This is a genomic window from Herbidospora sp. NBRC 101105 (assembly GCF_030269205.1).
In the GTDB taxonomy this organism is placed as follows: domain Bacteria; phylum Actinomycetota; class Actinomycetes; order Streptosporangiales; family Streptosporangiaceae; genus Herbidospora; species Herbidospora solisilvae.
Map to the genome: position 1 here is coordinate 493,576 of NZ_BSSX01000006.1, position 24,130 is coordinate 517,705.

The following is a 24,130-nucleotide window of genomic DNA, read 5'->3' on the forward strand; positions in this document are numbered from 1 at the left end:
CGCTGGCGATCACTTCGGGTAGGTGAAGACGGCGTCGGAGAAGCCGTCGGCCGAGGTCCAGACGAGCTTCGCCCGGACGTGGGTGGCGTTGCGGACGAAGGTGACCTTCCGGCCGTCGTCGGTGACGGTGGCCCGCGCCCAGCCGTCGAACTTCCTGGTCAGGTGGTGGTCCCACGCGTCGAGGTTCCCCACGGCCACCGGCGATCGACTCGGTGGGCGGCTCGCCGTCCGCGCAGTAGCGGCCGAAGTTCGCGATGGCCGTGACCGTGCCGCCCTTGGCCTGGAGTCTGATGCTCTGGCAGGGGTCGGTCTTCGTGCCGTAGATCAGGCGCGGATGGGACCACGTCCCGGCGCCCGGGTCGTAGTGCTGCTCGAAGAGTCCCCGGCCGGCCTTGTACTGCATCGCCACCCGGCGGCCGTCGGCGAGTGTCAGTTCGTCCTGGAACCGGTCGGTCTCCTCGGTGATCCGCGGCGACGGGGCCGGCGTGGCCGTCGGGCGCGCGACGGCCGGTTGCCGCCCGCAGGCCACGACGGTCGCGAGCAGTGCCAGGCAGGTCAGGGTTCGCATCACGTCTCCAGTCCGGGTGAGGCCGGCAGGCTGAATCTTTCACACCGGACGGCCGCCCGGTCCAGGTCATCGTGAACCCGAGATCCGCCACGCTGGCCGGGGGCACGCGCGGGTGCGACTCTCGCGCCATGCGCAAACTCATGGTCTCCGCACTGCTCGCATTCGGCTTCGTGCTGTCCGTGGGCGCCGCGCCCGCGCAGGCGGCCACTCTCCGCAACGTCTACTACTACGACTGGGACTGCCACCGGGTGGGCAACCTCGGCATCACCGAGGGCTGGTGGACGTCCTACCAGTGCGTGCCCCAGCACGGCTACTGGTTCCTCTACGCGTAACCCGGACGAGTCGGGCCGCGCATCGGCGATGCGTGGCCCCGGCCACGCCGGCACGGTATTTTGTGGATCTTCGTCCCCTCCGAAGGTGCACATGTACCCCTCAACACAACTCTGGCCGGTCCGCGGCCTGGCCAAGGCGACCGTCGTGTTCCTCGTCGCCCACCTGCTGGCCGAGACGCTGGCCGCGGTCGCGCACTACCAGCGCATCACCCTGATCGACGCCGCGTTCGACGTCGCCCTCGACGACCTGTCCGATCTGGAGGACATCGACTTCGAGGCGATCGCCGACAACGAGCTCCTGGTCATGCTCGCCGACCTCGGCGTGAACGCGACGTTCGTGCTGGCGGGCATCATGTTCGTGGTCTGGCTCTACCGCGTGCGGGACAACGCCGAGCAGATGTCCACGCTCCCGCAGCGGCGCGCCACGCCCTGGTTGTTCTTCGGCTGGTTCGTGCCGATCGTGTCGTTCTGGTTCCCCAAGCAGATCGTGGACGACATCTGGCGGGCCTCCGACCCCCGGGGGAAGCGGCCCGGCGTGCTGATGATGATCTGGTGGATCCTCTGGCTGGTGACGGTCTTCCTCGGCAACGCCTCCGCGCGGGTGGCGTACTCCGACGAGGAGAACGCGATGGCGATCCGCGTGGGTTCGCTGCTCGACGTGGCGACGTATCCGCTGGTGGTGGTGTGCGGCGTGCTGGCCGTCGTGATCGTGCGCCGGATCAGCGCACTCCAGGAGGCGGGCGCGGCCCTGCCGGCCGAGGCGCCCGCCGACGTGTAGGACTCACCCCTGGGCGGCGGCGAGACGTTCGAACGGGCCCGGACCGTCGTGGGCCTTCGGCGGGGCGCCGAGATGCCGGACCCGCAGCTCGTCCATGAGCTCCTCGACGAACGCCGGGCCCTGATCGCGGATGAATTGTTGCCGGGCCCGCGGTTCGCCGCCGCCCGGACGCCAGTCGAGGCCCCAGTCGCCCAGGGCGCAGATGATCGGAAGGGTCCGGATGCCGGCTTCGGTCAGGCTGTAGCGGGCACGCTGGCCCCGCGCGGCGGTGCCCCGCGTGAGGAGCCCGGCCTCGACGAGCCGCACGAGGCGGTCGGCGAGGATGTTCGAGGCGATGCCCTCGGCCGACTCGGTGAGCAGCGCGCGGAAGTGGCGCCGATCGCCGAAGACGACGTCGCGCAGCACCAGCAACGACCACCGGTCTCCGAGCACCTCGACGGCGGCGTTGACCGGACAGCCCGACCGTGAATCCACGATTCCCTCCTTGACAGGCGTTTTGCCCTCCCGATAGTAGTTGCAAAATGCAATCACTTGGGAAGGGGAGCTGATGGGCCGCTTCGTCTACGCGATGCAGGTGTCCCTCGACCTGCGGATCGAGCAGGTCCCGGGGGACGACGGCGCCGGCGAGTGGCTGCGCCTCCACGAGGAACTGCACCGCGCGTGCAACACGCTGACGCGGGAGCTCGCGCTCCTGGTCCACGGCCGCGTCTACTACGAGGTCATGGAGGAGTACTGGCCGCAGGCGCCGCAGGACCCGTCACTGCCCGATTACATGCGGGAATACGGCGAGATCTGGACGGCCAAGCCCAAGGTGCTGGTCTCCCGCACCAGGAACAGCGCAGGACACAACACCCGGATCTTCGGCGGCGACGACGCGATCGAGCGGCTCGCCGCCCTGCGGGCCGAGACCGACGGCGGCATCGGCGTGGGCGGGGCGGCGCTGGCGACCCAGCTCCTCCGGGCCGGGCTCCTCGACGAGCTGGTGCTCTTCACCCATCCCACGATCCTCGGCTTCGGCAGGCCCCTGTTCGACGACTACGACCACCCGATCGACCTCGCCCTGCTCGAACGGCGGTCGTTCGAGCAGGGCGTCACCATGCACCACTACGCCATCGTGGACGGGAAGGAGGCGGGCCCGTGCTGAGGCAGGTCGCCGAAGGTGTGCTGGTCCACGAGAGCGTGTTCGTGCAGACCAACGCGGTCGTGGTGGAGGGCCGGGCCGGGGTGCTGCTCGTCGACCCCGGGGTGACGGCCGCCGAGCTCGACTGCCTGGTGAGCGACCTGTCGGAGCTGGGGCACACGGTCGTGGCGGGATTCTCGACGCATCCCCACTGGGACCATCTGCTCTGGCACGCCGGGTTCGGCGACGTGCCCCGGCACGGCACGGCGGCCTGCGCCGCCGCCGCCCGCGAGGAGCTGTCCGACCCCGACGCCAAGGCCCGCATCGCCGACCACCTGCTTGAGACCGAGATCGCCGGGCAGGTGCCGCTCGACCTCCTCGGCCTCGTCACCGGCCTGCCCGCCGGCGCCGCGCGCGTCCCCTGGGACGGCCCCGAGATCCGCGTCATCGAGCATCGGGCACACGCCCCCGGCCACGCGGCGCTGCTGATCGGGGAACGCGGCGTCCTGATCGCCGGGGACATGCTCTCCGACGTCCTGGTCCCGATGCTCGAACACGACACCGCCGACCCGGTCGACGACTATCTCGCCGCGTTGCGGCTGCTCGAAAGCGCGGCGGGCGACGCCGACGTCGTCATCCCGGGTCACGGTTCCGTCGGCGGACCCGGCCAGGCGCGGGCCCGGATCGACCTGGACCGGGCGTACGTGCACGGCCTGCGGAACGGGCACGTCCCCGACGACCCCCGGATCGGCCCATCGGCCAAGCCGGGGTGGGAGTGGGTGAGCGACGTACACGAGGGACAACTCCGGTACCTGTCGCGCTGAGCGATTCACCGGTTGAGCGCCGGCACGTCCCGCAGGGCGACCTCGTCCTCGGTCTGGTGGACGTTGGCCGCGAACACCACGACGGCCGCCACCGCGGCCACCGCCGCCACCCACCGGCGGCGGCGCGGAGCGTGTCCCGGCACCGGCATCGGCACGGGCACCGGCGCCGGCCTCGGTTCCGGCTGGGGTGGCAGGCCCATGTCCAGTCGTGTGCGGGCCGTGTTCCACGCCGCGGCCGTCTGTTCGTCGAGACCGCAACCGAGGACGAACGCCGTGACCGTCTCGGGCCGGGGCAGCGTCTCGCGTTTGAGCATCCCGGCCGCGGTCGAGTACGGCAGATGGCGGCCGGCCCGCTGCGCGTGGCGCTGGATGTCGCGGTAACTGCGTCCGGACCACGCCTTGAGCCGTCGCAGCAGGTCCACGAATTCGACCTCGGTGCGTGCGGCGGCCGGGTCGGGGGGGCTGATGGTCATAACCTGGCAGTACAACGGAGCCGCACAGACCCGCACAAGCCGGAACGGCACATTCGTTGCCCACGGGCCGGGGGAGCGGCCAGCGTCGATCCCATGATCTCCACCTGGTTCCACGCCGCTCTGGCCGGCGTCCTGTTGTCCACCGCTCAGGTCCATCCGCGGATCGAGGCGTTCCTCGATCGCACGCTTCCCCCCGGCCCCGGGGGCACCGTGGCGGTGGCCCGCCACGGCGAGTTCGTCCACTGCGCCGGATTCGGCCTGGCCGATCGGGAGAACCGGACGCCGGCCGGCTGCGACACGGCCTACGACGTCATGTCGATCACCAAGCAGTTCACCGCGGCCGGGATCATGAAGCTGCAGATGACGGGCAGGCTGCGCACCACCGACCGGATCGCCGTCCACCTCGGTGCGGTGCCGGCCGACAAACGCCGGATCACCGTGCGCCACCTGCTGACGCACACCTCCGGGCTGGGCGACGTCGGCGACGACTACGACCCCGTCTCCCGCGACACCATGACACGGCGCGCGCTGGCGTCGCCGCTGCGGTCGGCGCCGGGAGCCGAGTTCCACTACTCCAACGTGGGCTACAGCCTGCTGGCCGCCATAATCGAGCGCGTGTCGGGCATGTCGTACGAACGTTTCCTGGCCGAGCACCTGTTCGCGCCCGCCGGCATGACGAGCACCGGATACGTGCTGCCCCGCTGGAAGGCGGACCAGATCGCGATCGAGTACGACCGGCGGGGCACGAGGCGGGGGCGGCCCACCGAGCATCCCTGGGCGGCGGACGGCCCCCACTGGTACCTGAGGGGCAACGGCGGCATGCTCTCCACCGCCCGGGACATGTACCGCTGGCACCGGGCGCTGGAGGGGAACCGCATTTTGTCCCGCCGGGCCAAGGCGGAGATGTTCGCCCCACGGGTGGTCGTCGACCGGAAGGCGAAGCTGCACTACGGCTACGGCTGGGGCGTGTTCCCGCGCACCGAGTTCGGCCGGGTGGTCGAACACGACGGCGGCAACGACTGGTCGTACGGTCAGTTCGCCCGGTTTCCCGACAAGGGCGTGATGGTGTTCTGGATCACCAACCACGCGTACCAGGAGGGGCAGTGGGACCTGGAGGAGCTCAACGGCACGCTCACGCCGGGTCTCGTCCGCGCCCTGTGACGCTCACCCGACGCGCCTTTCCGCGGTGAACCGGCCGGCGGCGTCGCCTTCGAGGTGACCGGGCGGCAGCCGCCGTCCGCAGACCACGAGCAGCAGGTCCTGGGCGCGGCCGGTGACCGGCGATCCGGCGCCGAGGGACCAGTCGAGGTCGGTGGCCCGCAGCTCGACGCCGGTGAGGTCCGTGCCGAAGAAGGCGATGCTCCTGGGCGACATCGCGGCGAAGACCGTCGCGATCCGGTCCGGCGGCACGACCCTGTCCAGCCCGAGGGCGACCGTGATGTCCAGGCCGTGGATGACGTCGTGCGACAACGCGCCGGCCACTCCGCCGCCCGGCGGCCGCCACGGATGGTCGAGGTTGGCGCGCAGCACGGCCAGCAGCTCCGCCCCGCTCATCCGGGCCGCGTCGCGGCGGGCGAGCCGGTCGGCCGCCCGGTTGAAGTTCCCCCCGGCCTTCACGAGTTCCACGAGCACCCGCCCGGCCGACCGCCGGAACGGCATCGTCGTGTGGGCCACGACCTCCCGGACCCGCCAGCCCTCGCACAACGTCGGGGCGTCCCACTGGCCGGGGGTGAGCCCGGCGAGCAGGTCGGCCAGCTCGCCGCGCTCCGCGATCACTTCTTCGAACGTCACGTCGCCTCCATCAGGTAGGGGTCTGCCACCACATACGGACCGGAGGGCGAGAACTCATCGGCCGGCCGTAAGGTCGACGCATGGTGGGACGCATGGTGGGACGCATGGTGGATCGTCTGGAACGGCACCGGACCGAGCTCACCGGCTACTGCTACCGGATGCTCGGTTCCGGCTTCGAGGCCGAGGACGCGGCGCAGGAGACGCTGATCCGGGCCTGGCGGGCCTACGACCGTTACGACGAACGGCGCGGCACCCTGCGCGTGTGGCTCTACCGCATCGCCACCAACGTCTGCCTCGACATGCTGCGCAGCGCCCAGCGCCGGGCCCTCGCCGTCGACCTCGGCCCGGCGTCGCAGGCCGGCGCCCCGCTGGGACCCCCGATCGCGGACGAACGGTGGATCCACCCGATCTCCGACGCCCGCGCCCTTCCCGAGGACGTGGCCGTGCGGCGCGAGACGATCCGGCTGGCGTTCGTCGCCGCCCTCCAGCACCTGCCGCCCCGCCAGCGGGCGGCGCTGATCCTCTGCGACGTCCTGTGCTGGACGGCCAGGGAGACCGCCGACCTGCTCGACACCACCGTGGCCTCGGTGAACAGCGCCCTGCAGCGGGCCAGGGCGACGATGCGGGCCGCCGCGCCCACCCTCGATGCGGACCGGCGGCCCGACGACGCGGCCCGGCGCGACCTGCTCGACCGCTACTGCGCGGCGTTCGAACGCCACGACGTCGACACCCTGGTGTCGCTCCTGCACGAGGACGTCACGATGTCGATGCCGCCGTTCGCCTGGTGGCTGCGCGGTCGCGACCAGATCCGCCTGGCCATGTCCGACCCCGCGGCGGCGTGCGCGGGGGCACGGTTGCGGCCGGTCGCGGCGAACGGGTCACCGGCCTTCTGGCAGACCCGCCCGGACGCCGACGGCGCCCACCGTCCGTTCGCCCTGGTCGTGCTCGACGTGGCCGACGGCGCGATCACCGACATCGTCACCTTCCTCGGCGCCGAGCGGCTGGCCCCCCTCTTCCCGGCCTGAGCGCAGGGAAGGCTGACCCGCCGGTCAGGTGTGCCCGCCTGGCTGAAGGTCAGGGGAGCGGCCATGGTCATCGTCAGGCGAGAGCTCACCACCACACCCACGGTCCTGCTCGCGGGGGTCGCGCTGCTCTACTTCACCGCGCAGCTCCTCATCCCCACCCTCGGCATGGGCATCGGCTGGGACGAGGCCGTCTACGCCTCCCAGTACGCCGCCCACGCCCCGCCCGCCGTCTACTCCGCCCCGCGCGCCCAGGGGGTGCCGCTCCTCGTCGCGCCCATCGTGGCGATCACCGACGAGGTGGTCGTCCTGCGGCTCTGGCTGTCCGTGGTCTCCTCCGCCGCCCTCTTCGGCGCGTTCGCCGTCTGGTTGCGGGTCAGGAACCACCGGGTCGTGCCGCTGGCCGCCCTGCTGCTGGCCGGATGCTGGTTGTCGGTCTTCTACGGCAACCAGGCGATGCCCAACCTCTACGTCGCGCTGGGCGCGGTCGCCGCCACCGGCTTCCTGCTGATCGGCAACCCGCTGGGCCTGGGCGCCTCCATGGTGCTCGTCTCGCTCATGCGGCCGACCGACGCGCTGGTGCTGGCGGTGCCGCTGGCCGCCTACGCCCTGTGGCAGCGGGACTTCCGCGACCTGGCGGCGCTGGGGGCAGGGCTGGCGATCGGCTGGGGCCAGTGGGCCGTCGAGGCCGTCACCCGGTTCGGCGGGGTCGCCGAACGTCTCGGGGCGGCCGGGGAGCACAACGACACCGGGCTGACCAGCACCCTGGGCGAGCACGCCCGCGCCCTCGACGGCCCGGTGTTGTGCCGCTTCGGGGTCGAGTGCGGCGGCGTGCCGCCCGCCCTGCTGATCTGGTGGATCGCGATCCCGCTGGCGGCGGGCGCGGGCCTGTGGGCGGTCCGGCGCACCCCGTGGTTCCGCCCGCTCGCGCTGGCGACGGCGACGGCCGTGGCGATGGCGCTGCCGTACTTCTTCTACGTCGACTACGCCGCCCCGCGCTTCCTGCATCCGGTGTACGCCCTGCTCGCCCTCCCCGTCGCGACCGCCGCCCTGCGCTCGCTCAGACCGGCCCTGGTCGGGGTGGCGGCCCACCTGATCCTCCAGGGCGCCGTGGCCGTCGCCATGTCGTCGGGCACCCGCGCCGACCGCGACGTCATGAACGCCGCCGCCGAGGAGCTCAGGGCCCGGATCGACGGGCCGTGCGTGATCTACGGTCAGGGCGGCGCCCAGCTCGGCTACCTGCTGGGCTGCGAGTCCCAGGCCATCGCCCAGCGGTTCGACGACACCATGCCCGCGCGCGTCCGGGGATTCCGGGACCGCCGCCACGACGTCATCGTGACCCACCGGGGCGTCGAGCCTTCGGCCTACACCGACGACTGGCGACGGCTGGACCTGCCCGGCCCGTGGCGGGCCCGGCTCGGCTGAGCCGGTCACCACCAGATCGTCGCGAGCCAGATCCCGGCCGCCGCCAGCACGATCAGGGTGACGTTCAGCCCGGTCTCCCTGACCTCGCCCCGTGACAGGTGCAGCCCCGTGGCCAGCACCTGGAGCACCGCGAACCCGACGGCGGCGGCCAGCGCCAGGCCGGGCAGGATCCCGGTGAGCGGCGGGAGCACCAGCCCGGCCGCCCCCAGCACCTCCAGGACGCCGATCAGCCGGACCATCGGCATCGGGACGGTGTCGACCCAGCCCATCATGGGCCGGAGCCGCTCCTTGCTCTGGACGACCTTCTTGCCGCCGGCGTAGAGGTAGAACAGGCCCAGCAGTCCGGCGATGATCCAATAGGCGACGGTCATGGCGTTCCTCCCAATGGTTGCGCCCGCCCATGATGGGGGACCGTCGAATGCCGTACAAAAGGAACATCAGTGTGCGTGGGTGACGGGAGTGGCCGTGTCACAGAACGAGAAGACCTGTCTGATCAGGGGAGACTCCGGCAGGACGGTCCGCGCCATCCTCGACCGCATCGGCAACAAGTGGACCCTGCTGATCATCGCGACCCTCCACGGGAGCCGGATGCGCTTCACCGAACTCCAGCAGCACATCCCCGGCATCTCGCAGCGCATGTTGTCGCTGAGCCTGCGCCACCTGGAACGCGACGGGCTCATCTCCCGCACGGCCCACGCCGAGGTGCCGCCCCGCGTGGAGTATGAGCTCACGCCGATGGGCCAGACCCTCATCGTCCCGGCGATCACCCTCGCCGAGTGGGCGGTGGAGCACAACCCCGACATCGAACGCAGCCAGACGGCGTACGACACCCGGCCCCGCTGACCGGCTCGTTTCGGCGACGGGCCGGCGGGCAGGCGTGACGGATGCCGATTCGACGCTTTCCCCTCGTGGACCACACGCTCGACATGCTGGCCGGGGGCTACGCCTGGCTGCCGGGCCTGCTCCGCCGCGCGGACGGCGCGCCGGCCCGTACCCGGGTGATGGGGCGGCCCGCCGTCGCCCTGCGCGGCCCGGAGGCCGCCCGGTTCTTCTACGACGAACGCCACGTCACGCGGGCCGGCGCCCTCCCGGAGCCGATCCGGGCCACGCTGACCGGCAAGGGCACCGTGCACGGCCTCGACGGTCCCGCCCACCGCGCCCGCAAGGCGATGTTCCTGGCGCTGCTGGCCGATCCCGGCCACGTCGCCGACCTGGTGCGTGAGGTGGGCGAGAGCTGGGACGAACGGGCCGCCGGCTGGCCGTCCCGGCCGAGGGTCGTGCTGTTCGACGAGGCGAGCCGCGCCATCACCGCAGGCGTGTGCCGCTGGGCCGGAGTGCCCGTGGACGACCTCGACGCCCTCGCGGCCGACATGGTGGCCCTGGTCGACGGGTTCGGCTCCGTCGGCGCCCGTCACTGGCGGGGCCGCCGGGCGCGGCTGCGCCGGGAGGCGTGGCTGGCCGACCTCCTCGCCCACGACGACGGCGCGTCGGCCGGGCTGCTGGCCCGGCACGTCACCCGCCACCGCGACGCCGACGGCGAGCCCCTGAACCCCAGGCTCGCCGCGGTCGAGATGCTCAACGTCATCCGCCCGACCGTCGCGGTCGCCTGGTACGTCACCTTCGCCGCCCACGCGCTGCACCGGTGGCCGGAGCACCGGCCCCGGCTCCGCGACGGCGACCCGGCCTTCGCCGAGGCGTTCGCGCAGGAGGTGCGGCGCTTCTACCCGTTCGCGCCCTACGTGGGCGGCCGGGCCGTCCAGGACCTGACCTGGCGCGGAGAACCCGTCCCCGAGGGCACGATGATCCTCCTGGACGTGTACGGCCAGCATCACGACGAGGCCCGCTGGAAGCGCCCCTACTCCTTCCGCCCCGAGCGTTTCCTCGACGCCGGCGTCGGCCGCGACGACCTGATCCCCCAGGGAGGCGGCGACCCCCACACCGGCCACCGCTGCCCCGGCGAGGCGGTCACCGTCGGCCTGCTCCGCGAGTTGTCCGTCCGGCTGGCGCGGCTGCGTTACTCCGTGCCGCCGCAGGACCTGCGCATCCCGCTGCGCCGCATCCCGACCCTGCCGCGCAGCGGCTTCGTGATGGCCGTCGCCCGTCAGAGCGGCGGATAGGCGTTCTGGACGAGGGTCGCGAAGTAGGACGGCCAGAAGACCCCGTAGCCCGGCGCGCCCGGTGTCGCGCCCGACGGCCGGTACGACCCCATCGGAGGAGCGAAGGTCGGATCGCACCAGCGGTTGGGGCCGTCGCTCGCGCCGTCCGACTCGCCCGGCGGCCGGGCCCAGATGTAGGCGTCGACCCCCGGCCTCGGGGCGGCGGCGGGACGTTCGCCGATGCCCGCGTTGAGCTGGTTGCACCAGTTGTAGCGGTTGACGCGCCGGTCCAGCCTCGACTGGTCGACGTAGGTGTTGACGTCGGTGGAGACGCTGACGGCGGTCGGCCTGGCGGGCCCGCCCCAGCCGTTGCGCGAGGTGTCGATCAGCATGCCGATGTCCTCGGGGAACCCGGCCTCGATGAGGGCGGCGCGCAGGAACCGGGTGTAGTCGTCCTCGTCGATGTAGGGGTTCCAGTCGATCCACCGGCTCAGGTACAGCGGCGAGCCGTAGTGGATCTTGGCGGCGTCCGGGAGGAACACCTCCTCCACCGGGACGTAGTTGGCGACGTTGGTGACGAACCCGTGCACGCCGGGCGTGCCCTCGACGACCTCCGCCAGCACGTCGACCAACGACCCGGAGACCTCGGTCCAGCCGGCGACCGAGGACCGGGCCGCGTCGAGGTAGACGTAGACGTTGGGAACCGCTCCGAGGGCCGCGACGGCGTGCCTGAGTCCCTGGACGTACACCCCTGACGTGCGCGCTTCCACGCACGGAGGGTCCTGGGGCCAGGAGACCATGCTGCCCAGCGTCTCGGGCTCGACGAGGGTGACGATCCTGAGCCGGGCGTAGCGGGGGTCGGCCAGGATCGCCGCGATGGGCTCCACGAACTGGTTCCGGTACGCCGCCACCCCCTCGGCCGTCACGGGGAACTCCGTCGTGGAATACCACGACGAGCAGTCCTTGCCCGGCAGGTCGTTCAGCACGAGCGTCACCACGACGGGATCGGTGTTCCCCTGCGACGACGCCTGCACGAGGGCCCGTTCCAGATGCTGCCGCAGCCCCATGCCGCCCCGGATGGACCCGATCGCCGCCACGGAGTCCAGCCACAGGCCGGTCGGCTGGAACGCGACCTTCCGCATCGCCGTCCCGACCTCGCCCCCCGCCGCGGTGGCGGCGGCGTTGACGTGCGCGACGTATTCGGGGTTCAGGTATCCCCGCGCCCCGAGGTAGGGGTTGTCGACCCGCTCAGGCGACGGCGACGGCGAGGGGGACGGGGATGGCGACGGCGACGGGCTCGGGGAGGGCTGGCCGCCGCAGGTGGTGCCGTTCAGGGTGAAGCCGGCGGGGGAGGGGTTGCCGCCGGTCCAGCGGCCGTTGAAGCCGATGGTCACCGTCGCGCCCGGCGCGAGCACCCGGTTGTACGGCTCGTTCACCGCCTGGACCCGGGCGCCGGACTGGCTCCACCGCGCCGACCAGCCATGGGTGACCGTCTGCCCGGCGGTGAAGTCGAACCGCAACGTCCAGCCGTCGACCCGGTCCCCGGTGTTCTTGATGGTGACCGCCGCGGTGAACCCACCCGGCCACGAATCCGCGCCGTACGTCACCACACATCCCGGAGCGGCCCAGGCCACCCCGGGGAGGGCGACGAACACGAGCACGATCCCGACAAGCACGCGCAGGAGCTTCATGGCACCCCCAGGACGCGACGACCGACCCCCGATCGTCACCTCACGAGACCCGCCCCCGGCAACCCGGCCCGGCGAACCCCCAGGTCAGCCATGAACCTTTCACCCGGCCGCGGACGTCAGCGCCGGCCCAGGCGCTTTTCCAGCAGGGCCTGCTGGGCGGGGTTGGCGGTCAGCCCCAGCGCCCGCTCGTCACACTCCCGGGCCTCCGCGTCCCGGCCCAGCACACGCAGGAGGTCGGCCCGGGTGGCGTGGAGCAGCGGATGGTTCTCCAGCGTCCGGTGGAGGTGTTCCAGTTCGTCCAGCGCCGCCTCCGGGCCGACGGCGTACCGGAGCGCGACGGCCCGGTGCAGACGGGTGATCGGCGAGGGCGCCAGGTGCAGCAGCATGTCGTACAGGACGACGATCTGCGGCCAGTCGGTGCTCTCGAAGCTCTCGGCCTCGGCATGGCAGGCCGCGATCGCCGCCTGGAGCTGGTAGGGACCCGGCCGCCGGTGGGCGCGGGCGGCGCGTACCAGCGAGGCCGTCGCCGCGCCGATCGCCTCGTGGTCCCACCGGCCGCGATCCTGGTCGGCCAGCAGGACGAGCTGCTCCCGGTCGTCGAACCGGGCGGCGCCCCTCGCGCGGTGCAGCCGGATCAGCGCCAGCAGCCCCGCCACCTCGGGTTCGGCCGGCATGAGCCCGGCCAGCAGGCTCGCCAGCCACTCGGCGTCGTCGACCAGGTCGCGGGCGTGCGCCCGGGTCCCGCCGCTGGACAGATAGCCCTCGTTGAACAGCAGGTAGATGACCGCGAGCACGCCTTGGAGCCGTTCGGGCAGCTCGTCGGCGGCGGGGATCCGGTAGGGGATGCCCGCTTCGCTGATCTTCCGTTTGGCGCGCGTCAGCCGCTGGGCCACGGTCGTCTCCGGGACGAGGAACGCGGCCGCGATCTGCGCGGTGCTCAACCCGCACACCACCCGGAGCGTCAGCGCGATCCGGGCCTCCGGAGACAACGCGGGATGGCAGCAGGTGAAGACCAGCCGCAGCCGATCGTCCTTCGCGCCCGGCTCGACCCACGTGAGCTGCGCGAGCTTGGCGCGGTAGTTGCCCTCCCGGCGCAGCACGTCGAGCCCGCGCCTGCGGGCGACGGTGAACAACCACGCGTCCGGGCGGTCGGGCACCCCTTCCACCGGCCAGCGCCGCAGTGCGGTCTCGACCGCGTCCTGGACGAGATCCTCGGCCGCCGAGAAGTCGCCGAGCAGCGAGACGAGCGAGGCGGCGAGCCGGCCCGCGTGGTCACGCACCAACCGGGCCAGCACCTCCTGACTCACTCGCTCGGAACCGGGACCGGTCATGAGACGGGACGGATCTCCACGATCGGGCACGCGGGCCACGACCTGGCGATCTTCAACGCCTCGTCGAGATCGGCCACCTCCACCTCCGCGAACCCGGTCACCACCTCCTTCCCCTCCACGAACGGCCCGTCGGTCACCACGGGCTCGTCGCCCCGCCGCAGCCGCATGGTGGTCGCGGTGTGCGCCGGAGTCAGATACGTGTGGTGGGTGATCTCGCCGGCGTGTTGGGCGAACCAGCGGCCGACCGCCGCGTAGGCGTCCTCGCGCTCCAGGTCGCCCATCGCCTCCAGTTCCTCGGCGAACTCCTCGGTCTCCACGAACATCAGGACGTACTTCACCTTCGGCCTCCTTCGTAACGACGCCTCAACGGAAAGACGATCGGGAACCTGCCCACCACGACGACGTCATCGACTTGTAAGGGTCGCCGCTCGCCGAGCCGATCTACGGTGACGGTCATGAAGTCGCTCACTTCGTTACTCACGGCGGCGGCGCTCGTCCTGACGGCCTGCGGAGGCCCCTCCGGTGATCCGGTCGCCTCGGCGCCGTCGGCCTCCGCCGAGGCGCTGCTCGGCTTCACGGCGACCGAGCTCGACGGGACGGCCTTCGACGGCAGGAGCCTGGCGGGCAAGCCGGCGGTGTTGTGGTTCTGGGCGCCGTGGTGTCCCAAATGCCAGGCCGAAGGGCCGGCGGTCGCCAAGGCCGCGCAGAAGTACGGAGGCAGGGTCGTCTTCGTGGGTGTGGCCGGTCTCGACGACGACAAGGCGGCGATGGAGAGGTTCGTCGCCCGCACCGGGACCTCGGGCATCGTCCACCTCGACGACCGCACGGGCGCGCTGTACCGGAACTTCGAGGTCACCTCGCAGTCGTCCTACCTGATCCTCAACGCCCGGGGCGGCGCCCACTCCGCGGTCGGCCCGCTGGACGAGGCGGAGTTGTCCGCGCTCGTCGACGAGCACGCCCTGTAGATGGACGGCGTCGCGCTCGCGCTGGCCGCCGGGCTGGTGGCGGCGTTCAACCCGTGCGGCTTCGCCATGCTGCCCTCCTTCCTCGCCCTGCTGGTGTCCGGGCCGGGCGGGACGGTGCGGGCGCTGCGGTTGTCGGCCGCGATGACGGCGGGGTTCGTCACCGTCTTCGGCGTCTTCGGCTTCGTGATCAGCGTGGCGACCGCGCCGATCCACGGGCAGCTGCCGTGGGTCACCGTCGTGACCGGTGGGGTGCTGCTGATCCTGGGCGGCTGGCTGGCGTCCGGCCGGGAGTTGTCGTTGCGGATCCCGCGGCTCAACGTGGGCGGTCCGTCCGGCTCGTTCCTGGCGCTGTACGGGTACGGCGCCTCCTACGCGGTCGCCTCGTTGTCGTGCACCGTCGCGCCGTTCCTGGCCGTCACGGGGCTGGTGTCGGGCGCGGGTGACGTGGTGGGCGGGCTGGTGGCGTTCATCGCCTACGGCGTCGGCATGGGACTGGTCGTCGGGCTGCTGGCGCTGCTGGTCGCCCTCGCCCGGGAGGCGGCCGTCCGCAGGACCCGCGCGATCCTGCCCCACGTCTCGCGGGCGAGCGGGGTCCTCCTGCTGCTCGCGGGCCTGTACGTCGCCTATTACGGCTGGTACGAGCTGCGCGTGAACGCGGGCGGGACGGCCGCCGACCCGGTCGTCGGCGCGGTCACCGAGGTCCAGGGGCAGGTCACCGCCTGGCTCGGCGCGGTCGGCGTCTGGCCGATCGCGGTGGCCTTCACGCTGACGGCCTTCCTGGCGGTCGTCGTGCGCACCATCTCTCGTAGGCCGCCACGGCGGTGGGCAGTGTGGGGAACAGGTGGTCTTCGCCGATCGACGTGGTCAGGCCGTAGGCGTCCAGGGAGTCGCGGAGGTCCTGTTTGACCCGGGCGAGGCCGAAGACGATCCCGCGTCCGGCGAGTTCGGCGCGCAGCGTCTCGACGGCGTCTAGGGCGGTGATGTCGACCTCGACGTTGGCCTCGACGTTGAGCACGAACCAGCGGACCGGCCCGTCGTGGTCGTCGACCGAGGCCAGCGCGCGGCGGCGGAAGTTCTCGGCGTTGGCGAAGAACAGCGGCGAGTCGTACCGGTAGATCACCAGCCCGGGGACGGTGCGGGCCTGCGGGTAGTCGTCGACGTCGTGCATGCCGGCCAGGCCGGGGACCACGCCCAGGACGGCGTCGTGCGGGCGGGCCACCCGGGCCAGCATCTCGGCGACCGACAGGGCGACGGCGAGCAGCACCCCGTACAGGATGTCGAGGAGCAGCACGCTCAGGCAGGTGGCCACGGCGAGGACCAGCTCGCTGCGGCGGAAGCTCAGCAGGCGGCGGAACTCGCCGACGTCGATCAGGCGGGTCGCGGCGAACACGACGATCGCGCCGAGGGCCGCCGCCGGGAAGCCGGCGGCCGGAGTCGTCGGCGTACGGGCGGGCACCCGTGCGGCGACGCCGACCACGCCCTGGTCCACGATGATCGGCAGCGTGGACGGGTCGAGACCGGTCACCGCCCGGACCACCTCGGCGACCTCGCGCCGAACCTCCTCGGACAACGTGTCGAAGACCCGCATCACCTCGGGCTGCGGCACGACGCCCACGAACCTCCCGTCGGCCGGGTCGACCACGGGCAGCTGCCGGATCTGGTGGCAGTACATGAGACGGCCGGCGGCGGCTATGGCGAGCGGGTACTGGAGGCGGGCACGGCGACCCCGCGCACCAGCCGCCGTGTCAGGCCCGGTGACGCTTCAGCAGCGGCAGGCGCAGGACGAAGCACGCGCCTCGCGTTGAGTCATCGATTTCCAGGGTCCCGTGGTGGGCTGTGGCGATCGCCCGGCTGATGGCGAGGCCCAAGCCGGTGCCTGTGGGATCCTTGCGGCTTCCTTCTTCCAAGCGGACAAAGGGCTGGAACACGCGGTCACGGTCCTCGGGGGCGATGCCGTCCCCGTCATCGCTCACCGTCACCACCGCCTGGCCGTCCTCGCGGTCGGCGCTGACCTCGACGCTGGTTATGGCATGCCGCTGGGCGTTGACCACAAGGTTGTTCAACACCCCGATCAACTGCATATGGTTGCCGAGAACCGTCACCTCGCCCTTTACACAGGTGCGCACCGGCACGTCCCGAGTCGTGGTGACCAGCTCATCGTGCACCAGCGCGCCGAGATCGACCGGCTCTGGTGGCTCGGGAGCGGCCGTGCGGATCCGGGCGAACACCATAGTGTCATCGATCAGCGCTCGTAGCCGTTCCGTCGTCGCCAGCCCCGCTTTGATCGTCTCGCTGAGGTCGACGTCGTCCGGATACAGCACCGCTTCCTCGAGTTGGGTCTGGAGACCGGCCACGGGGGTCTTGAGCTCGTGGGAGACAATCGACGCGAAGTGCCGCTGCTGGTGCACTGCCGTCTCCAGCTGGGCCAGGGTCTGGTTGGCGATGCGTGCCAACTGCCCGATCTCATCACTGCCGGGTGGTTCCGGCACCCGAAGGCTCAGATCGGTGACGCTGATCTCCGACATCCTCTCGCGGATCGCTGCCACCGGACGTAGTGCCCGCCCAACCACAGTCCAGGTGATCCATGTGGCGAACCCGGTCGCCAGCAGGGCTGCAGCCAGGGTGCTGAACTCGATGATGTTGGTGGAAAGGGCGGGAGGCTCCATTGTTCCGGCGTAGACGACATGGGGCTCTCCCCTCCAGAGGAGCGATGCCTCCTGGGGTGAGACACGGACGGCCGTGAGCACGAAGCATCCACTGTGGAGGCACTCTGTGAGGTGGATGATCCGGTCGTCCTGGAGCGGCCGGACGGCGCTCAGCGGGGGCATGCCCGCAGCTGCGGGGCTGGCGGCCACTACCCGACCGCGGGAGTCGACGAGTTGCAGGAGGTTGACAGCGGTATTGGGAGTCGGACTCGGGATGGGGCCGGGCTTCATGGACGCGATCCAGTCGGTCGCCACTCGCTGCGTGTCACCGAATAGCCGGTCCCGGACCTCGTTGCGGATCATAAGGCTGAGACCAATGGCGATCAGCGTGAAGAAGATCAGGGACAGCGCCGCCGTAGTTGCTGTGAAACGTGTTTGGATTGAGCGACGACGAAAAAAAAGGGCCATCCATGCACCTCCTCACCCTCCCGGCACCCACCGATCTCATCTACTGCACCAGTACGTGTTGAGAGTCATATGTTGCGATATGGGACGAGTCTGGCGTCATTTGGCATTTCGCGGCAGGAGTAGCGCCACTGCCTGCGATAACAGTGCCCGCGCAAGCGCGCCGTCGGTCTTCTGTAAGGTTACGCACCGGATGTACTTCGGTGGCCCTCGGCCCCGTGAGGGCTTGGCCGTCCAGGCTCTCGGTATGCCTTTTGCGCAGGGCTGGACGGGCTCGGCTCCAACAGAACCCTAGGCCGGAGCAATACCAAAATTTTGCGTTTTTTGCCGGTTCGCCAAGAGCTCCTAACAGAAGCTGCTGTGGTGCGTTTTGATCTCTCGCTGGAGCGATGGCGGGAGGTCAAGCGTGGCGCGGTTGAAGCCGTGGGAGGTCAGCGACGAGTTGTGGCAGGTCATCGAGCCGCTGCTGCCCGAGCGTCGACGCCGGGCACGGCACCCCGGGCGCAGGCGGCCAGACGCCCGGTGGCCGCGGTAACCTCCTCGCCGGTCTCGACCTCGACGCCGAGGTGGTCCATGACCGTCTCCTGGCCCGGCTCGCCTTCGAGCAGGACCAGCGTGAGCGGAGGCCGGGGGACGAACCGCCTGTCCGGCCTGCTCCAGGCCCCCGCGGAACGGCTTCCAGCCGGTGAGCGTTCCGCCGCTCATGAGCACTCCCGTCCCACCCGCCGTTCCGTCGGTGCTCTTCGGCTGCGTGCACAACGCGGGCCGCTCCCAGATTGCCGCCGCGTTCCTCACCCACCTGGCCGGCGATCGGGTCCAGGTCCGCCGCCACGCCCTGCCTACAGGTGGTTCCTGGCCAGGCCCGCGGGGGTGTCGCGGGCGCCCGTGACCGCTCCGGCCGGGACGGCCTCGTCCAGGGCCTTCAGTTCGGCGGTGGTGAGCGTGATGTCCATCGCCGCCGCGTTCTCCTCCAGGTAACGCCGCCGCTTGGTGCCGGGGATGGCGACCGCGCCTTGGGCGGCGACCCAGGCCAGCGAGATCTGCGCGGGGGTCGCGCCCCGTCCGGCCGCCACGGCGGTGACGCGGTCGACCAGGTGCTGGTTGGCGGCCATGTTCTCCGGGGTGAACCAGGGAAGGGTGCGGCGGGCGTCGTCGGCGTCCAGGTCGTCCACCTTGCGGATCCCGCCGCCCAGCAGGCCCCGGCCGATGGGGGAGAAGGCGACCAGGCCGATGCCCAGCTCGTCGGTGACGTCCTTCACGCCGTTGTGGAGCAGGTCGGGGACGAACAGCGACAACTCCGACTGCACCGCCGCGATCGGATGGGTCGCATGGGCGCGGCGGATGGTGGCCGGAGCGGCCTCCGACAGGCCCAGGTGGCGCACCTTCCCGGCGGTGACCAGCTCCGCCATCGCGCCGACGGTCTCCTCGATGGGCACGTCGGGGTCGACCCGGTGCAGGTAGTAGAGGTCGATCACGTCGACCTCCAGGTGGCGCAGGGAACGTTCCACCGCGCGGCGCACATGGGCGGGGCTGCCGTCCATCACCGCGCCGTTCTCGAAGTCGAGGGCGAACTTGGTGGCGATGGTGATCTCGTCGCGGCGCGCCCCCAGCGCCTTGGCGATCAGCTTCTCGTTCTCGTAGGGACCGTAGGCCTCGGCGGTGTCGATGTGGGTGACCCCGAGGTCGACGGCCCGGTTGAGGGTGGCGATGGCCTCGGCCTCGTCGCGGGTGCCGTAGAAGGCGCTCATGCCCATGGCGCCGAGGCCCTGGGGGGAGACGCGGAGTGCTCCGAGACTGACGTCGTTCATGTGCTGGATGCCTCGTATTTGGTGATCTTCGCTTCGATGGCGCGCAGGTGGCGCTGGGTGCGCCGGACCTCGGCGAGCACGCGTTCCCGGTGCCGGGTCAGCAGCTCCAGGCGCTCCTTCTCGGTGCCCTCGCGGCGGCACAGGTCGGCCATGCGCCGCATGTCGGCGATCGACATGCCGGTCTCGCGGAGCATGACCAGGCCGCAGATCCAGGCCAGGTCGCCCTCGTGATAGCGCCTGCGGCCCCCGCCGTCGCGCGGCGTGGGGTCCAGGAGCAGCCCCTCGCGCTCGTAGTAGCGCAGGGCCTCGACCCCGACCCCGGTCAACCGGGACACCTCGGTGATCGACAGACCCTCGGGCGGCACCTCCACGGTGACCTCGGGAAGCAGAACCTCGCTCATGCGTCCACAGTGCCACCTGTAGCGCACTACAGGTCAAACCTGGACAGGGGTGAGGAACAGGCCGAGAAGATGCGTGGGGGCCGAGGTGCTCACCGGCAACCGCGCCAGCACCTCCGTCAGCTCCCGTTGCAGGACCTTCGCCTGGTGCGCGTCCAGCGCCAGGGGCGCCCAGTTGAACAGCACCGCCGGGGCGGCCTCGTTCAGCAGCGTCGTCGGGTTCCAGTCGCCGTCCGACGGCGTCATGTCGAGACGCACCTGGTCGCCCTCGCGGCGGCAGCGCACCACCCAGTCGAGCAGCCCGGCCCGCCCGGCCTGGCGGGCCAGCGCGGCCAGGAACGCGGTGCGGGCGCCCTCGTCGACCAGGTCGAACAGGTGGTGGACGTCGGCCTGCGGCAGCAGGCTGAGCGGGGCCCGGATCTCGGCCGCCGCGCGGTAGACGACGATCGCCCGGCCCTTGCGGGGCTGCTCGCCCACGGCCTCCAGCAGGCCCTTCGCCGACAGGGCGCGTACCCGGTAGGCCATCTGCTCGACCGTCACGCCAAGTTCGCGGGCCGCTTCGGCGGTGCCGCGCTCGCGGCCCATGAAGGGCACGAGGAAACGGCGTTCGTCGGGCCGCAGCAGAATCTGGGCGGCCGCGGCGGTGGTCAGGGTCTGCCGGGAGCTACTCGAGGGCCCAGGTTCCATTTCGAGGAGGTTAGCAGCGAAGGTCCGCCCATGACCCGATTCCGCCTCCCCGTGGCGATCTTCCTGCACCTGTTCCCCGGTGTCCTGCTCCTCGCCTTCGCCGCCCTGGCCGGCCCGCTGCTCGACCGCCCCGTGCACGCCCTACTGGTCGGCGTGCTGCTGATCGTGGTGCCCGTGGAGCTGGGTCTGGTCCGGTACGCCTTCCGCCACGGCCTCCCCCGCATCCGCGTGCCCCGGCGCGCCGGCCGGATCTTCGTGATCTCACTGGCGGCCTCGCTCCTCGGAGGCGCGGCGGTGTCCTGGCTGGAGCCGCTCCTGCGCGACGCGGGCGCCGGATGGCCGATGATCCCCACGGCCCCCGGCGACCTCGACGCCGTCACGGTGGCGTTGTGGATCGCCGGGCCGGTGCTGGCCGGGCCGATCGCCGAGGAGATCTACTTTCGCGGCTGGTTGCAGCCTCGCACGCCGGGCGGGCCGGTCGTGTCGTGCGTGTTGTTCGCGGTGTACCACCTCTGGCAGCCGTACGCGTGGCTGACCGTGTTCGTGGTGGCGCTGCCGCTCGCGTGGGCCCGGACCAGGGGCGGGGTCGTGGTGCCGATCCTCGTCCACTACACGATGAACGCCCTCACCTTCGCCGCGCTCGTATGGGGAGCACTCCAGAGGTGATGATTCATACCTAAATGTCCGTTTTCCGGCCCATAAATCGGTAAGGACCAACCACATGAGCTGGTGGCATCGCAGCTCGATCCGCTTCCGCCTGGCCGTGGTGGCGACCGCCGTCATGGCGTTGTTGTGCACGGCCATGGCCGTGTTCATCGTGGTGATGGTCCGGCAGACGGCCATCGACCAGCGGACCGAACAGCTCTTCGCCAACGCCATGAGCATCGGCGCCCAGCTCCGCCAGAACGTCCCCGACCTGAGCGAGAGCAATCCCGGGCAGGTGGTCCAGGTGTTCGACCCCACCGGGACCATGGTGGCGGCCACCCCCGAGATGGCCGACAGCCCGCCGATGACGGGCCTGCGGCCGGAGCCCGGCACCTACGAGACCACCACCACCTGCGACGCGCAGGTGTTCCCCGGCGGGTGCATGATCGTGCTGGCCTACCCGGTCCACCGGGACGACGGGGTCTGGCGGCTCAACGTGGCGGTCCCCGCCCTTCCCTGGTACGTCAGCCCCCAGCTGATCGTCCCGCTCACCGTCACCTGGGTCCTGATGGTCGGCGCGGCCGGGGTCGGCAGCTACCGGATCGTGGGCAAGACCCTGCAGCCGGTGGGCGGCATCACCGGCACCCTCCGCCGGATCACCTCCAGCGACCTGCGGCACCGGGTGCCGGTGCCGAAGTACCACGACGAGCTGCGGGACCTGGCCGAGACCGCGAACCGGACCCTCGACCGCACCGAGAGGGCGGTGGAGAAGCAGCTCCGCTTCGCGTCCGACGCCTCCCACGACCTGCGCAGCCCGCTGACCGCCATCCGGACCCGGCTGGAAGAGGCCATGATGGACCCGGAGGACGCCGACTGGCCCCGGACCGGCGAGGCCCTGCTCGACAGCGTCGACCGCATGCAGGCGTTGGTCGACGACCTGCTGCAGGTCGCCCGCCTGGACGCCGGAGTCTGCTGCCGCAAGGCGCCGATCGACCTGACCGAGCTGGTGAGCGGCGAACTGAAGCACCGCCGGACCAGGACCGAGCTGCGCCAGTGCCTCGCGCCCGGCGTGATGGTGGAGGGCTCGCGGATCGAGCTGACCCGACTGCTGAACAACCTGCTCGACAACGCCGAACGGCACGCGGTGTCCCAGATCACCGTCTCGCTGACGCGGAACGCCGGCCAGGTGGTGCTGGAGGTCGGGGACGACGGCGAGGGCATCGCCCCCGACCAGCGGGAGGCCGTCTTCCAGCGCTTCACCCGCCTGGAGGCCTCCCGCGTCAGGGATCCCGGCGGCACCGGCCTCGGGCTCTCGATCGCCCGGCAGCTCGCCCAGGCCCACGGCGGCACGCTGAGCGCCGAGGACAGCGACCGCGGGGCCCGGCTCGTCCTGTCCCTGCCCGCCCTGGTGGAGAAGCAGGACTAGCTCCTGGCCCCGCGCCGTCCGGGGCTCGTCCCACCCGCCATCGCCCGGCGCGGGTCGCGGATGACGATCGCCGTCGCGCGGCCCAGGCGGCCGACCAGGGTCGGCCTTCCGGCGGGGCGCTCGGCCGTGTCGTCGGCGGCCTGGCGGGGCCGGGCGGGGGCGGCCGCCGAGGTGCTCCCGCGGTGGGGGAGCCGGAGCACGAACCGCGCGCCCCGGTCGCTGTCCTCCACGGCCAGGGTGCCGCCGTGCGCGTTGGCGATCTCCCTGGCGATGGCCAGTCCCAGCCCGGTGCCGCCGGCGTCGCGGTCCCGTCCCGCCTCCAGGCGGGTGAACCGTTCGAAGACGCGTTCGCGGTCTTCGACGGCGATGCCCGCGCCGTCGTCCAGGACCTCCAGGACGGCGGTCCCCTCCTCGGCCCGGACGGTGACGGTGATCTGGGACGCCGCGTGCCGTTCGGCGTTGTCGAGCAGGTTGACCAGGACCCGGGAGATGCGAAGCCGGTCGCAGTCGACGCAGACGCCGGGCTGGAGGCGCCGGACGATCTTCGTGCGGTGAGGGCGCTGGTCGAGCTCGTCCCCGGCCAGGCGGCCCAGGTCGGTCGGCTCGCCGCTGAGGGGCGCGCCCGCGTCCAGCCGGGCCAGGGCCAGCAGGTCGGTCACGATGGCGTGGAGCCGGTCGACGCCCGTCAGCACGGTGGTGGCGACCGTCGGCCAGTCGGCGTCGTCGGGGTAGGTCAGCGCCTCGTCCAGTTGCAGGCGCATGGCGGTGATCGGGCTGCGCAGGTCGTGGGAGGCGTCGGAGGTGAAGCGGCGCAGCCGTTCGTAGGCCCCCTCAAGGCGGTCGAGGGTGCCGTTGACGGTCTCGGCCAGGACCGTGACCTCTTCGTAGGTGTCGTACGTGCCGGGCACCGGGACCCGGCGTTCGAGCTGGGCGGCGGTGATGTCGGCCAGTTGCCGCTGGATCGCGGCGACCGGCTTCACGGCCTTGGTGATGTCGCGGAACACCCAGGCGGTGACGGCCGTCGTCACCAGCAGGGACGTGCCGATCGCCAGGAGCACGGCGGTGGTGTTGCCGTACCAGGGGACCGTGGGGGTCGCCACGTAGATCGACCAGATCCCGTCCGGCTGGTAGACGTTGATCGACGTCACGGTCCGGCATCCCTCCAGCCCGGCGGGCGGGCACAGGACCCGGGTGGTGCTGAGTTTGTCGCCGGTGGAGTGGAAGGTGGCCATCGCCGGTTGGCCGGCCAGCTGACTGCTCGAGGCGACCACCTTGTCGTGGGCGTCCACGACCTGGACCACCTCGTCCTCGGCGTGGGGCAGCTCGGACGGCAACCGCCCCTGGGGGATCAGGGGCTCGACGTTGTTCCAGGCCGACAGGCCCTGCTGCAGCGCCTTGTCGCCTTCCTTGCCGCCGACGTACATGAGGAAAAGAAGACTCAGCCCCAGGCACATGAGCACCATGAGGACACCGGTGGCGATTGTTCTTCGGGTGCGGAACGACGGTCGCTGCCTGCCCATGGAGCCTCCTTTCGCCGGGCTGTCGCCTCTATGGCCAAGGAACCCCGATGACCAGCCAAAACTTCCCGCGATTAGGCAAAGTTCCCGACCGGCGGATAAAGCGCGCGAGTCCGTTGGTTC

At 71.5% G+C, this 24,130-nt stretch carries 26 protein-coding genes and 2 pseudogenes; 14 read left to right on the forward strand and 14 right to left on the reverse strand.

Annotation, left to right across the window (positions count from 1 at the left end):
* Positions 1-9: 9 nt before the first annotated feature.
* Positions 10-198, reverse strand: coding sequence for a hypothetical protein (locus QSK34_RS26060; RefSeq protein ID WP_285587584.1), 189 nt, complete (start codon positions 196-198; stop codon positions 10-12).
* A gap of 498 nt (positions 199-696) precedes the next feature.
* Between QSK34_RS26060 and QSK34_RS26065 the strand changes: the two genes are divergently transcribed.
* Entirely contained in the window at positions 697-900 is a 204-nt protein-coding gene (locus QSK34_RS26065) for a hypothetical protein (RefSeq protein ID WP_030455758.1), read from the forward strand.
* A gap of 91 nt (positions 901-991) precedes the next feature.
* Positions 992-1,678: a DUF4328 domain-containing protein gene (locus QSK34_RS26070; RefSeq protein WP_285587585.1), complete on the forward strand. Its 687-nt coding sequence runs from the start codon at positions 992-994 to the stop codon at positions 1,676-1,678.
* Positions 1,679-1,681: 3 nt separating this feature from the next.
* Here QSK34_RS26070 and QSK34_RS26075 read toward each other — a convergent pair whose 3' ends face one another.
* Positions 1,682-2,152 carry a winged helix-turn-helix transcriptional regulator gene (locus QSK34_RS26075; protein ID WP_285587587.1) on the reverse strand — a complete coding sequence of 157 codons (471 nt, stop codon included), beginning with the start codon at positions 2,150-2,152 and terminating at the stop codon, positions 1,682-1,684.
* A 73-nt stretch (positions 2,153-2,225) separates the two neighbouring features.
* Between QSK34_RS26075 and QSK34_RS26080 the strand changes: the two genes are divergently transcribed.
* Together QSK34_RS26080 and QSK34_RS26085 are read left to right on the forward strand one after the other, a co-directional pair.
* Positions 2,226-2,822 carry a dihydrofolate reductase family protein gene (locus tag QSK34_RS26080; RefSeq protein ID WP_285587589.1) on the forward strand — a complete coding sequence of 199 codons (597 nt, stop codon included), beginning with the start codon at positions 2,226-2,228 and terminating at the stop codon, positions 2,820-2,822.
* Positions 2,816-3,622, forward strand: coding sequence for an MBL fold metallo-hydrolase (locus tag QSK34_RS26085; RefSeq protein WP_285587591.1), 807 nt, complete (start codon positions 2,816-2,818; stop codon positions 3,620-3,622). Before QSK34_RS26080 ends, QSK34_RS26085 begins: the two co-directional genes overlap by 7 nt.
* A gap of 5 nt (positions 3,623-3,627) precedes the next feature.
* Here QSK34_RS26085 and QSK34_RS26090 read toward each other — a convergent pair whose 3' ends face one another.
* The gene (locus QSK34_RS26090) at positions 3,628-4,095 is read right to left on the reverse strand and encodes a hypothetical protein (RefSeq protein ID WP_285587593.1); all 468 of its coding nucleotides are present in this window, start codon (positions 4,093-4,095) and stop codon (positions 3,628-3,630) included.
* Positions 4,096-4,188: 93 nt separating this feature from the next.
* On the opposite strand from QSK34_RS26090, the gene QSK34_RS26095 reads away from it, so the two are divergent.
* Positions 4,189-5,256, forward strand: a complete 1,068-nt coding sequence (locus tag QSK34_RS26095; RefSeq protein WP_285587595.1) for a serine hydrolase domain-containing protein — start codon at positions 4,189-4,191, stop codon at positions 5,254-5,256.
* Positions 5,257-5,259: 3 nt separating this feature from the next.
* Here QSK34_RS26095 and QSK34_RS26100 read toward each other — a convergent pair whose 3' ends face one another.
* Positions 5,260-5,886 (reverse strand): maleylpyruvate isomerase family mycothiol-dependent enzyme, encoded by a 627-nt coding sequence (locus QSK34_RS26100; RefSeq protein ID WP_285587597.1) that lies wholly within the window; start codon positions 5,884-5,886, stop codon positions 5,260-5,262.
* Between the two features lie 104 nt (positions 5,887-5,990).
* On the opposite strand from QSK34_RS26100, the gene QSK34_RS26105 reads away from it, so the two are divergent.
* Entirely contained in the window at positions 5,991-6,911 is a 921-nt protein-coding gene (locus QSK34_RS26105; protein WP_285587599.1) for an RNA polymerase subunit sigma-70, read from the forward strand.
* Between the two features lie 63 nt (positions 6,912-6,974).
* The gene (locus tag QSK34_RS26110; RefSeq protein ID WP_285587603.1) at positions 6,975-8,333 is read left to right on the forward strand and encodes a glycosyltransferase family protein; all 1,359 of its coding nucleotides are present in this window, start codon (positions 6,975-6,977) and stop codon (positions 8,331-8,333) included.
* A gap of 5 nt (positions 8,334-8,338) precedes the next feature.
* On the opposite strand, the gene QSK34_RS26115 is transcribed toward QSK34_RS26110, so the two are convergent.
* Entirely contained in the window at positions 8,339-8,704 is a 366-nt protein-coding gene (locus tag QSK34_RS26115; protein ID WP_285587605.1) for a DoxX family protein, read from the reverse strand.
* Positions 8,705-8,798: 94 nt separating this feature from the next.
* On the opposite strand from QSK34_RS26115, the gene QSK34_RS26120 reads away from it, so the two are divergent.
* Both QSK34_RS26120 and QSK34_RS26125 read left to right on the forward strand, forming a co-directional pair.
* Positions 8,799-9,176: a winged helix-turn-helix transcriptional regulator gene (locus QSK34_RS26120; RefSeq protein WP_161482735.1), complete on the forward strand. Its 378-nt coding sequence runs from the start codon at positions 8,799-8,801 to the stop codon at positions 9,174-9,176.
* A gap of 65 nt (positions 9,177-9,241) precedes the next feature.
* A complete protein-coding gene (locus QSK34_RS26125; protein WP_285587607.1) occupies positions 9,242-10,450 on the forward strand; it encodes a cytochrome P450 in 1,209 nt (402 codons plus the stop codon).
* Here the strand turns inward: QSK34_RS26125 and QSK34_RS26130 are convergent.
* The 3 genes from QSK34_RS26130 to QSK34_RS26140 all read right to left on the reverse strand — a co-directional run bounded on the left by QSK34_RS26130 (position 10,435) and on the right by QSK34_RS26140 (position 13,789).
* Complete coding sequence (locus tag QSK34_RS26130; RefSeq protein ID WP_285587609.1) at positions 10,435-12,120, reverse strand: glycoside hydrolase family 6 protein; 1,686 nt, start codon at positions 12,118-12,120, stop codon at positions 10,435-10,437. The two genes, QSK34_RS26125 and QSK34_RS26130, sit on opposite strands and share 16 nt — an antisense overlap.
* A gap of 116 nt (positions 12,121-12,236) precedes the next feature.
* The gene (locus QSK34_RS26135) at positions 12,237-13,400 is read right to left on the reverse strand and encodes an RNA polymerase sigma factor (protein ID WP_285587610.1); all 1,164 of its coding nucleotides are present in this window, start codon (positions 13,398-13,400) and stop codon (positions 12,237-12,239) included.
* Positions 13,401-13,447: 47 nt separating this feature from the next.
* Positions 13,448-13,789 carry a YciI family protein gene (locus QSK34_RS26140; protein ID WP_285587611.1) on the reverse strand — a complete coding sequence of 114 codons (342 nt, stop codon included), beginning with the start codon at positions 13,787-13,789 and terminating at the stop codon, positions 13,448-13,450.
* 117 nt (positions 13,790-13,906) lie between these two features.
* On the opposite strand from QSK34_RS26140, the gene QSK34_RS26145 reads away from it, so the two are divergent.
* Positions 13,907-14,416, forward strand: a complete 510-nt coding sequence (locus tag QSK34_RS26145) for a TlpA family protein disulfide reductase (protein WP_285587613.1) — start codon at positions 13,907-13,909, stop codon at positions 14,414-14,416.
* Entirely contained in the window at positions 14,417-15,322 is a 906-nt protein-coding gene (locus QSK34_RS26150) for a cytochrome c biogenesis CcdA family protein (RefSeq protein ID WP_502875544.1), read from the forward strand.
* Here the strand turns inward: QSK34_RS26150 and QSK34_RS26155 are convergent.
* Positions 15,294-16,088: pseudogene (locus tag QSK34_RS26155) on the reverse strand (STAS domain-containing protein); the annotation flags it as partial. The gene QSK34_RS26150 and the pseudogene QSK34_RS26155 overlap by 29 nt on opposite strands.
* Positions 16,089-16,161: 73 nt before the next feature.
* Positions 16,162-17,529 (reverse strand): sensor histidine kinase, encoded by a 1,368-nt coding sequence (locus QSK34_RS26160; protein WP_285587616.1) that lies wholly within the window; start codon positions 17,527-17,529, stop codon positions 16,162-16,164.
* 700 nt (positions 17,530-18,229) lie between these two features.
* Between QSK34_RS26160 and QSK34_RS26175 the strand changes: the two are divergent.
* Positions 18,230-18,352: pseudogene (locus QSK34_RS26175) on the forward strand (phosphotyrosine protein phosphatase); the annotation flags it as partial.
* Between the two features lie 13 nt (positions 18,353-18,365).
* Here the strand turns inward: QSK34_RS26175 and QSK34_RS26180 are convergent.
* Genes QSK34_RS26180 through QSK34_RS26190 form a run of 3 tightly spaced genes read right to left on the reverse strand, consistent with a single transcriptional unit; the run spans position 18,366 to position 20,419 of the window.
* Positions 18,366-19,334 carry an aldo/keto reductase gene (locus QSK34_RS26180; RefSeq protein ID WP_285587618.1) on the reverse strand — a complete coding sequence of 323 codons (969 nt, stop codon included), beginning with the start codon at positions 19,332-19,334 and terminating at the stop codon, positions 18,366-18,368.
* Complete coding sequence (locus QSK34_RS26185; RefSeq protein ID WP_285587620.1) at positions 19,331-19,735, reverse strand: MerR family transcriptional regulator; 405 nt, start codon at positions 19,733-19,735, stop codon at positions 19,331-19,333. The genes QSK34_RS26180 and QSK34_RS26185 overlap by 4 nt, the downstream gene beginning before the upstream one ends.
* A 33-nt stretch (positions 19,736-19,768) precedes the next feature.
* The gene (locus QSK34_RS26190) at positions 19,769-20,419 is read right to left on the reverse strand and encodes a hypothetical protein (protein WP_285587622.1); all 651 of its coding nucleotides are present in this window, start codon (positions 20,417-20,419) and stop codon (positions 19,769-19,771) included.
* 30 nt (positions 20,420-20,449) lie between these two features.
* On the opposite strand from QSK34_RS26190, the gene QSK34_RS26195 reads away from it, so the two are divergent.
* Both QSK34_RS26195 and QSK34_RS26200 read left to right on the forward strand, forming a co-directional pair.
* Positions 20,450-21,085: a CPBP family intramembrane glutamic endopeptidase gene (locus QSK34_RS26195; protein WP_285587624.1), complete on the forward strand. Its 636-nt coding sequence runs from the start codon at positions 20,450-20,452 to the stop codon at positions 21,083-21,085.
* Positions 21,086-21,140: 55 nt separating this feature from the next.
* Complete coding sequence (locus QSK34_RS26200) at positions 21,141-22,490, forward strand: sensor histidine kinase (RefSeq protein WP_285587626.1); 1,350 nt, start codon at positions 21,141-21,143, stop codon at positions 22,488-22,490.
* On the opposite strand, the gene QSK34_RS26205 is transcribed toward QSK34_RS26200, so the two are convergent.
* Entirely contained in the window at positions 22,487-24,010 is a 1,524-nt protein-coding gene (locus tag QSK34_RS26205; protein WP_285587628.1) for a sensor histidine kinase, read from the reverse strand. The two genes, QSK34_RS26200 and QSK34_RS26205, sit on opposite strands and share 4 nt — an antisense overlap.
* Positions 24,011-24,130: the final 120 nt, after the last annotated feature.

Coding starts and splice junctions, on each gene's coding strand:
- QSK34_RS26065 (WP_030455758.1), top strand. CDS start 697: ATGCGCAAACTCATGGTCTCCGCACTGCTCGCATTCGGCTTCGTGCTG.
- QSK34_RS26070 (WP_285587585.1), top strand. CDS start 992: ATGTACCCCTCAACACAACTCTGGCCGGTCCGCGGCCTGGCCAAGGCG.
- QSK34_RS26080 (WP_285587589.1), top strand. CDS start 2,226: ATGGGCCGCTTCGTCTACGCGATGCAGGTGTCCCTCGACCTGCGGATC.
- QSK34_RS26090 (WP_285587593.1), bottom strand. CDS start 4,095: ATGACCATCAGCCCCCCCGACCCGGCCGCCGCACGCACCGAGGTCGAA.
- QSK34_RS26095 (WP_285587595.1), top strand. CDS start 4,189: ATGATCTCCACCTGGTTCCACGCCGCTCTGGCCGGCGTCCTGTTGTCC.
- QSK34_RS26105 (WP_285587599.1), top strand. CDS start 5,991: ATGGTGGATCGTCTGGAACGGCACCGGACCGAGCTCACCGGCTACTGC.
- QSK34_RS26110 (WP_285587603.1), top strand. CDS start 6,975: ATGGTCATCGTCAGGCGAGAGCTCACCACCACACCCACGGTCCTGCTC.
- QSK34_RS26115 (WP_285587605.1), bottom strand. CDS start 8,704: ATGACCGTCGCCTATTGGATCATCGCCGGACTGCTGGGCCTGTTCTAC.
- QSK34_RS26130 (WP_285587609.1), bottom strand. CDS start 12,120: ATGAAGCTCCTGCGCGTGCTTGTCGGGATCGTGCTCGTGTTCGTCGCC.
- QSK34_RS26145 (WP_285587613.1), top strand. CDS start 13,907: ATGAAGTCGCTCACTTCGTTACTCACGGCGGCGGCGCTCGTCCTGACG.
- QSK34_RS26150 (WP_502875544.1), top strand. CDS start 14,417: ATGGACGGCGTCGCGCTCGCGCTGGCCGCCGGGCTGGTGGCGGCGTTC.
- QSK34_RS26160 (WP_285587616.1), bottom strand. CDS start 17,529: ATGGCCCTTTTTTTTCGTCGTCGCTCAATCCAAACACGTTTCACAGCA.
- QSK34_RS26180 (WP_285587618.1), bottom strand. CDS start 19,334: ATGAACGACGTCAGTCTCGGAGCACTCCGCGTCTCCCCCCAGGGCCTC.
- QSK34_RS26185 (WP_285587620.1), bottom strand. CDS start 19,735: ATGAGCGAGGTTCTGCTTCCCGAGGTCACCGTGGAGGTGCCGCCCGAG.
- QSK34_RS26190 (WP_285587622.1), bottom strand. CDS start 20,419: ATGGAACCTGGGCCCTCGAGTAGCTCCCGGCAGACCCTGACCACCGCC.
- QSK34_RS26195 (WP_285587624.1), top strand. CDS start 20,450: ATGACCCGATTCCGCCTCCCCGTGGCGATCTTCCTGCACCTGTTCCCC.
- QSK34_RS26200 (WP_285587626.1), top strand. CDS start 21,141: ATGAGCTGGTGGCATCGCAGCTCGATCCGCTTCCGCCTGGCCGTGGTG.
- QSK34_RS26205 (WP_285587628.1), bottom strand. CDS start 24,010: ATGGGCAGGCAGCGACCGTCGTTCCGCACCCGAAGAACAATCGCCACC.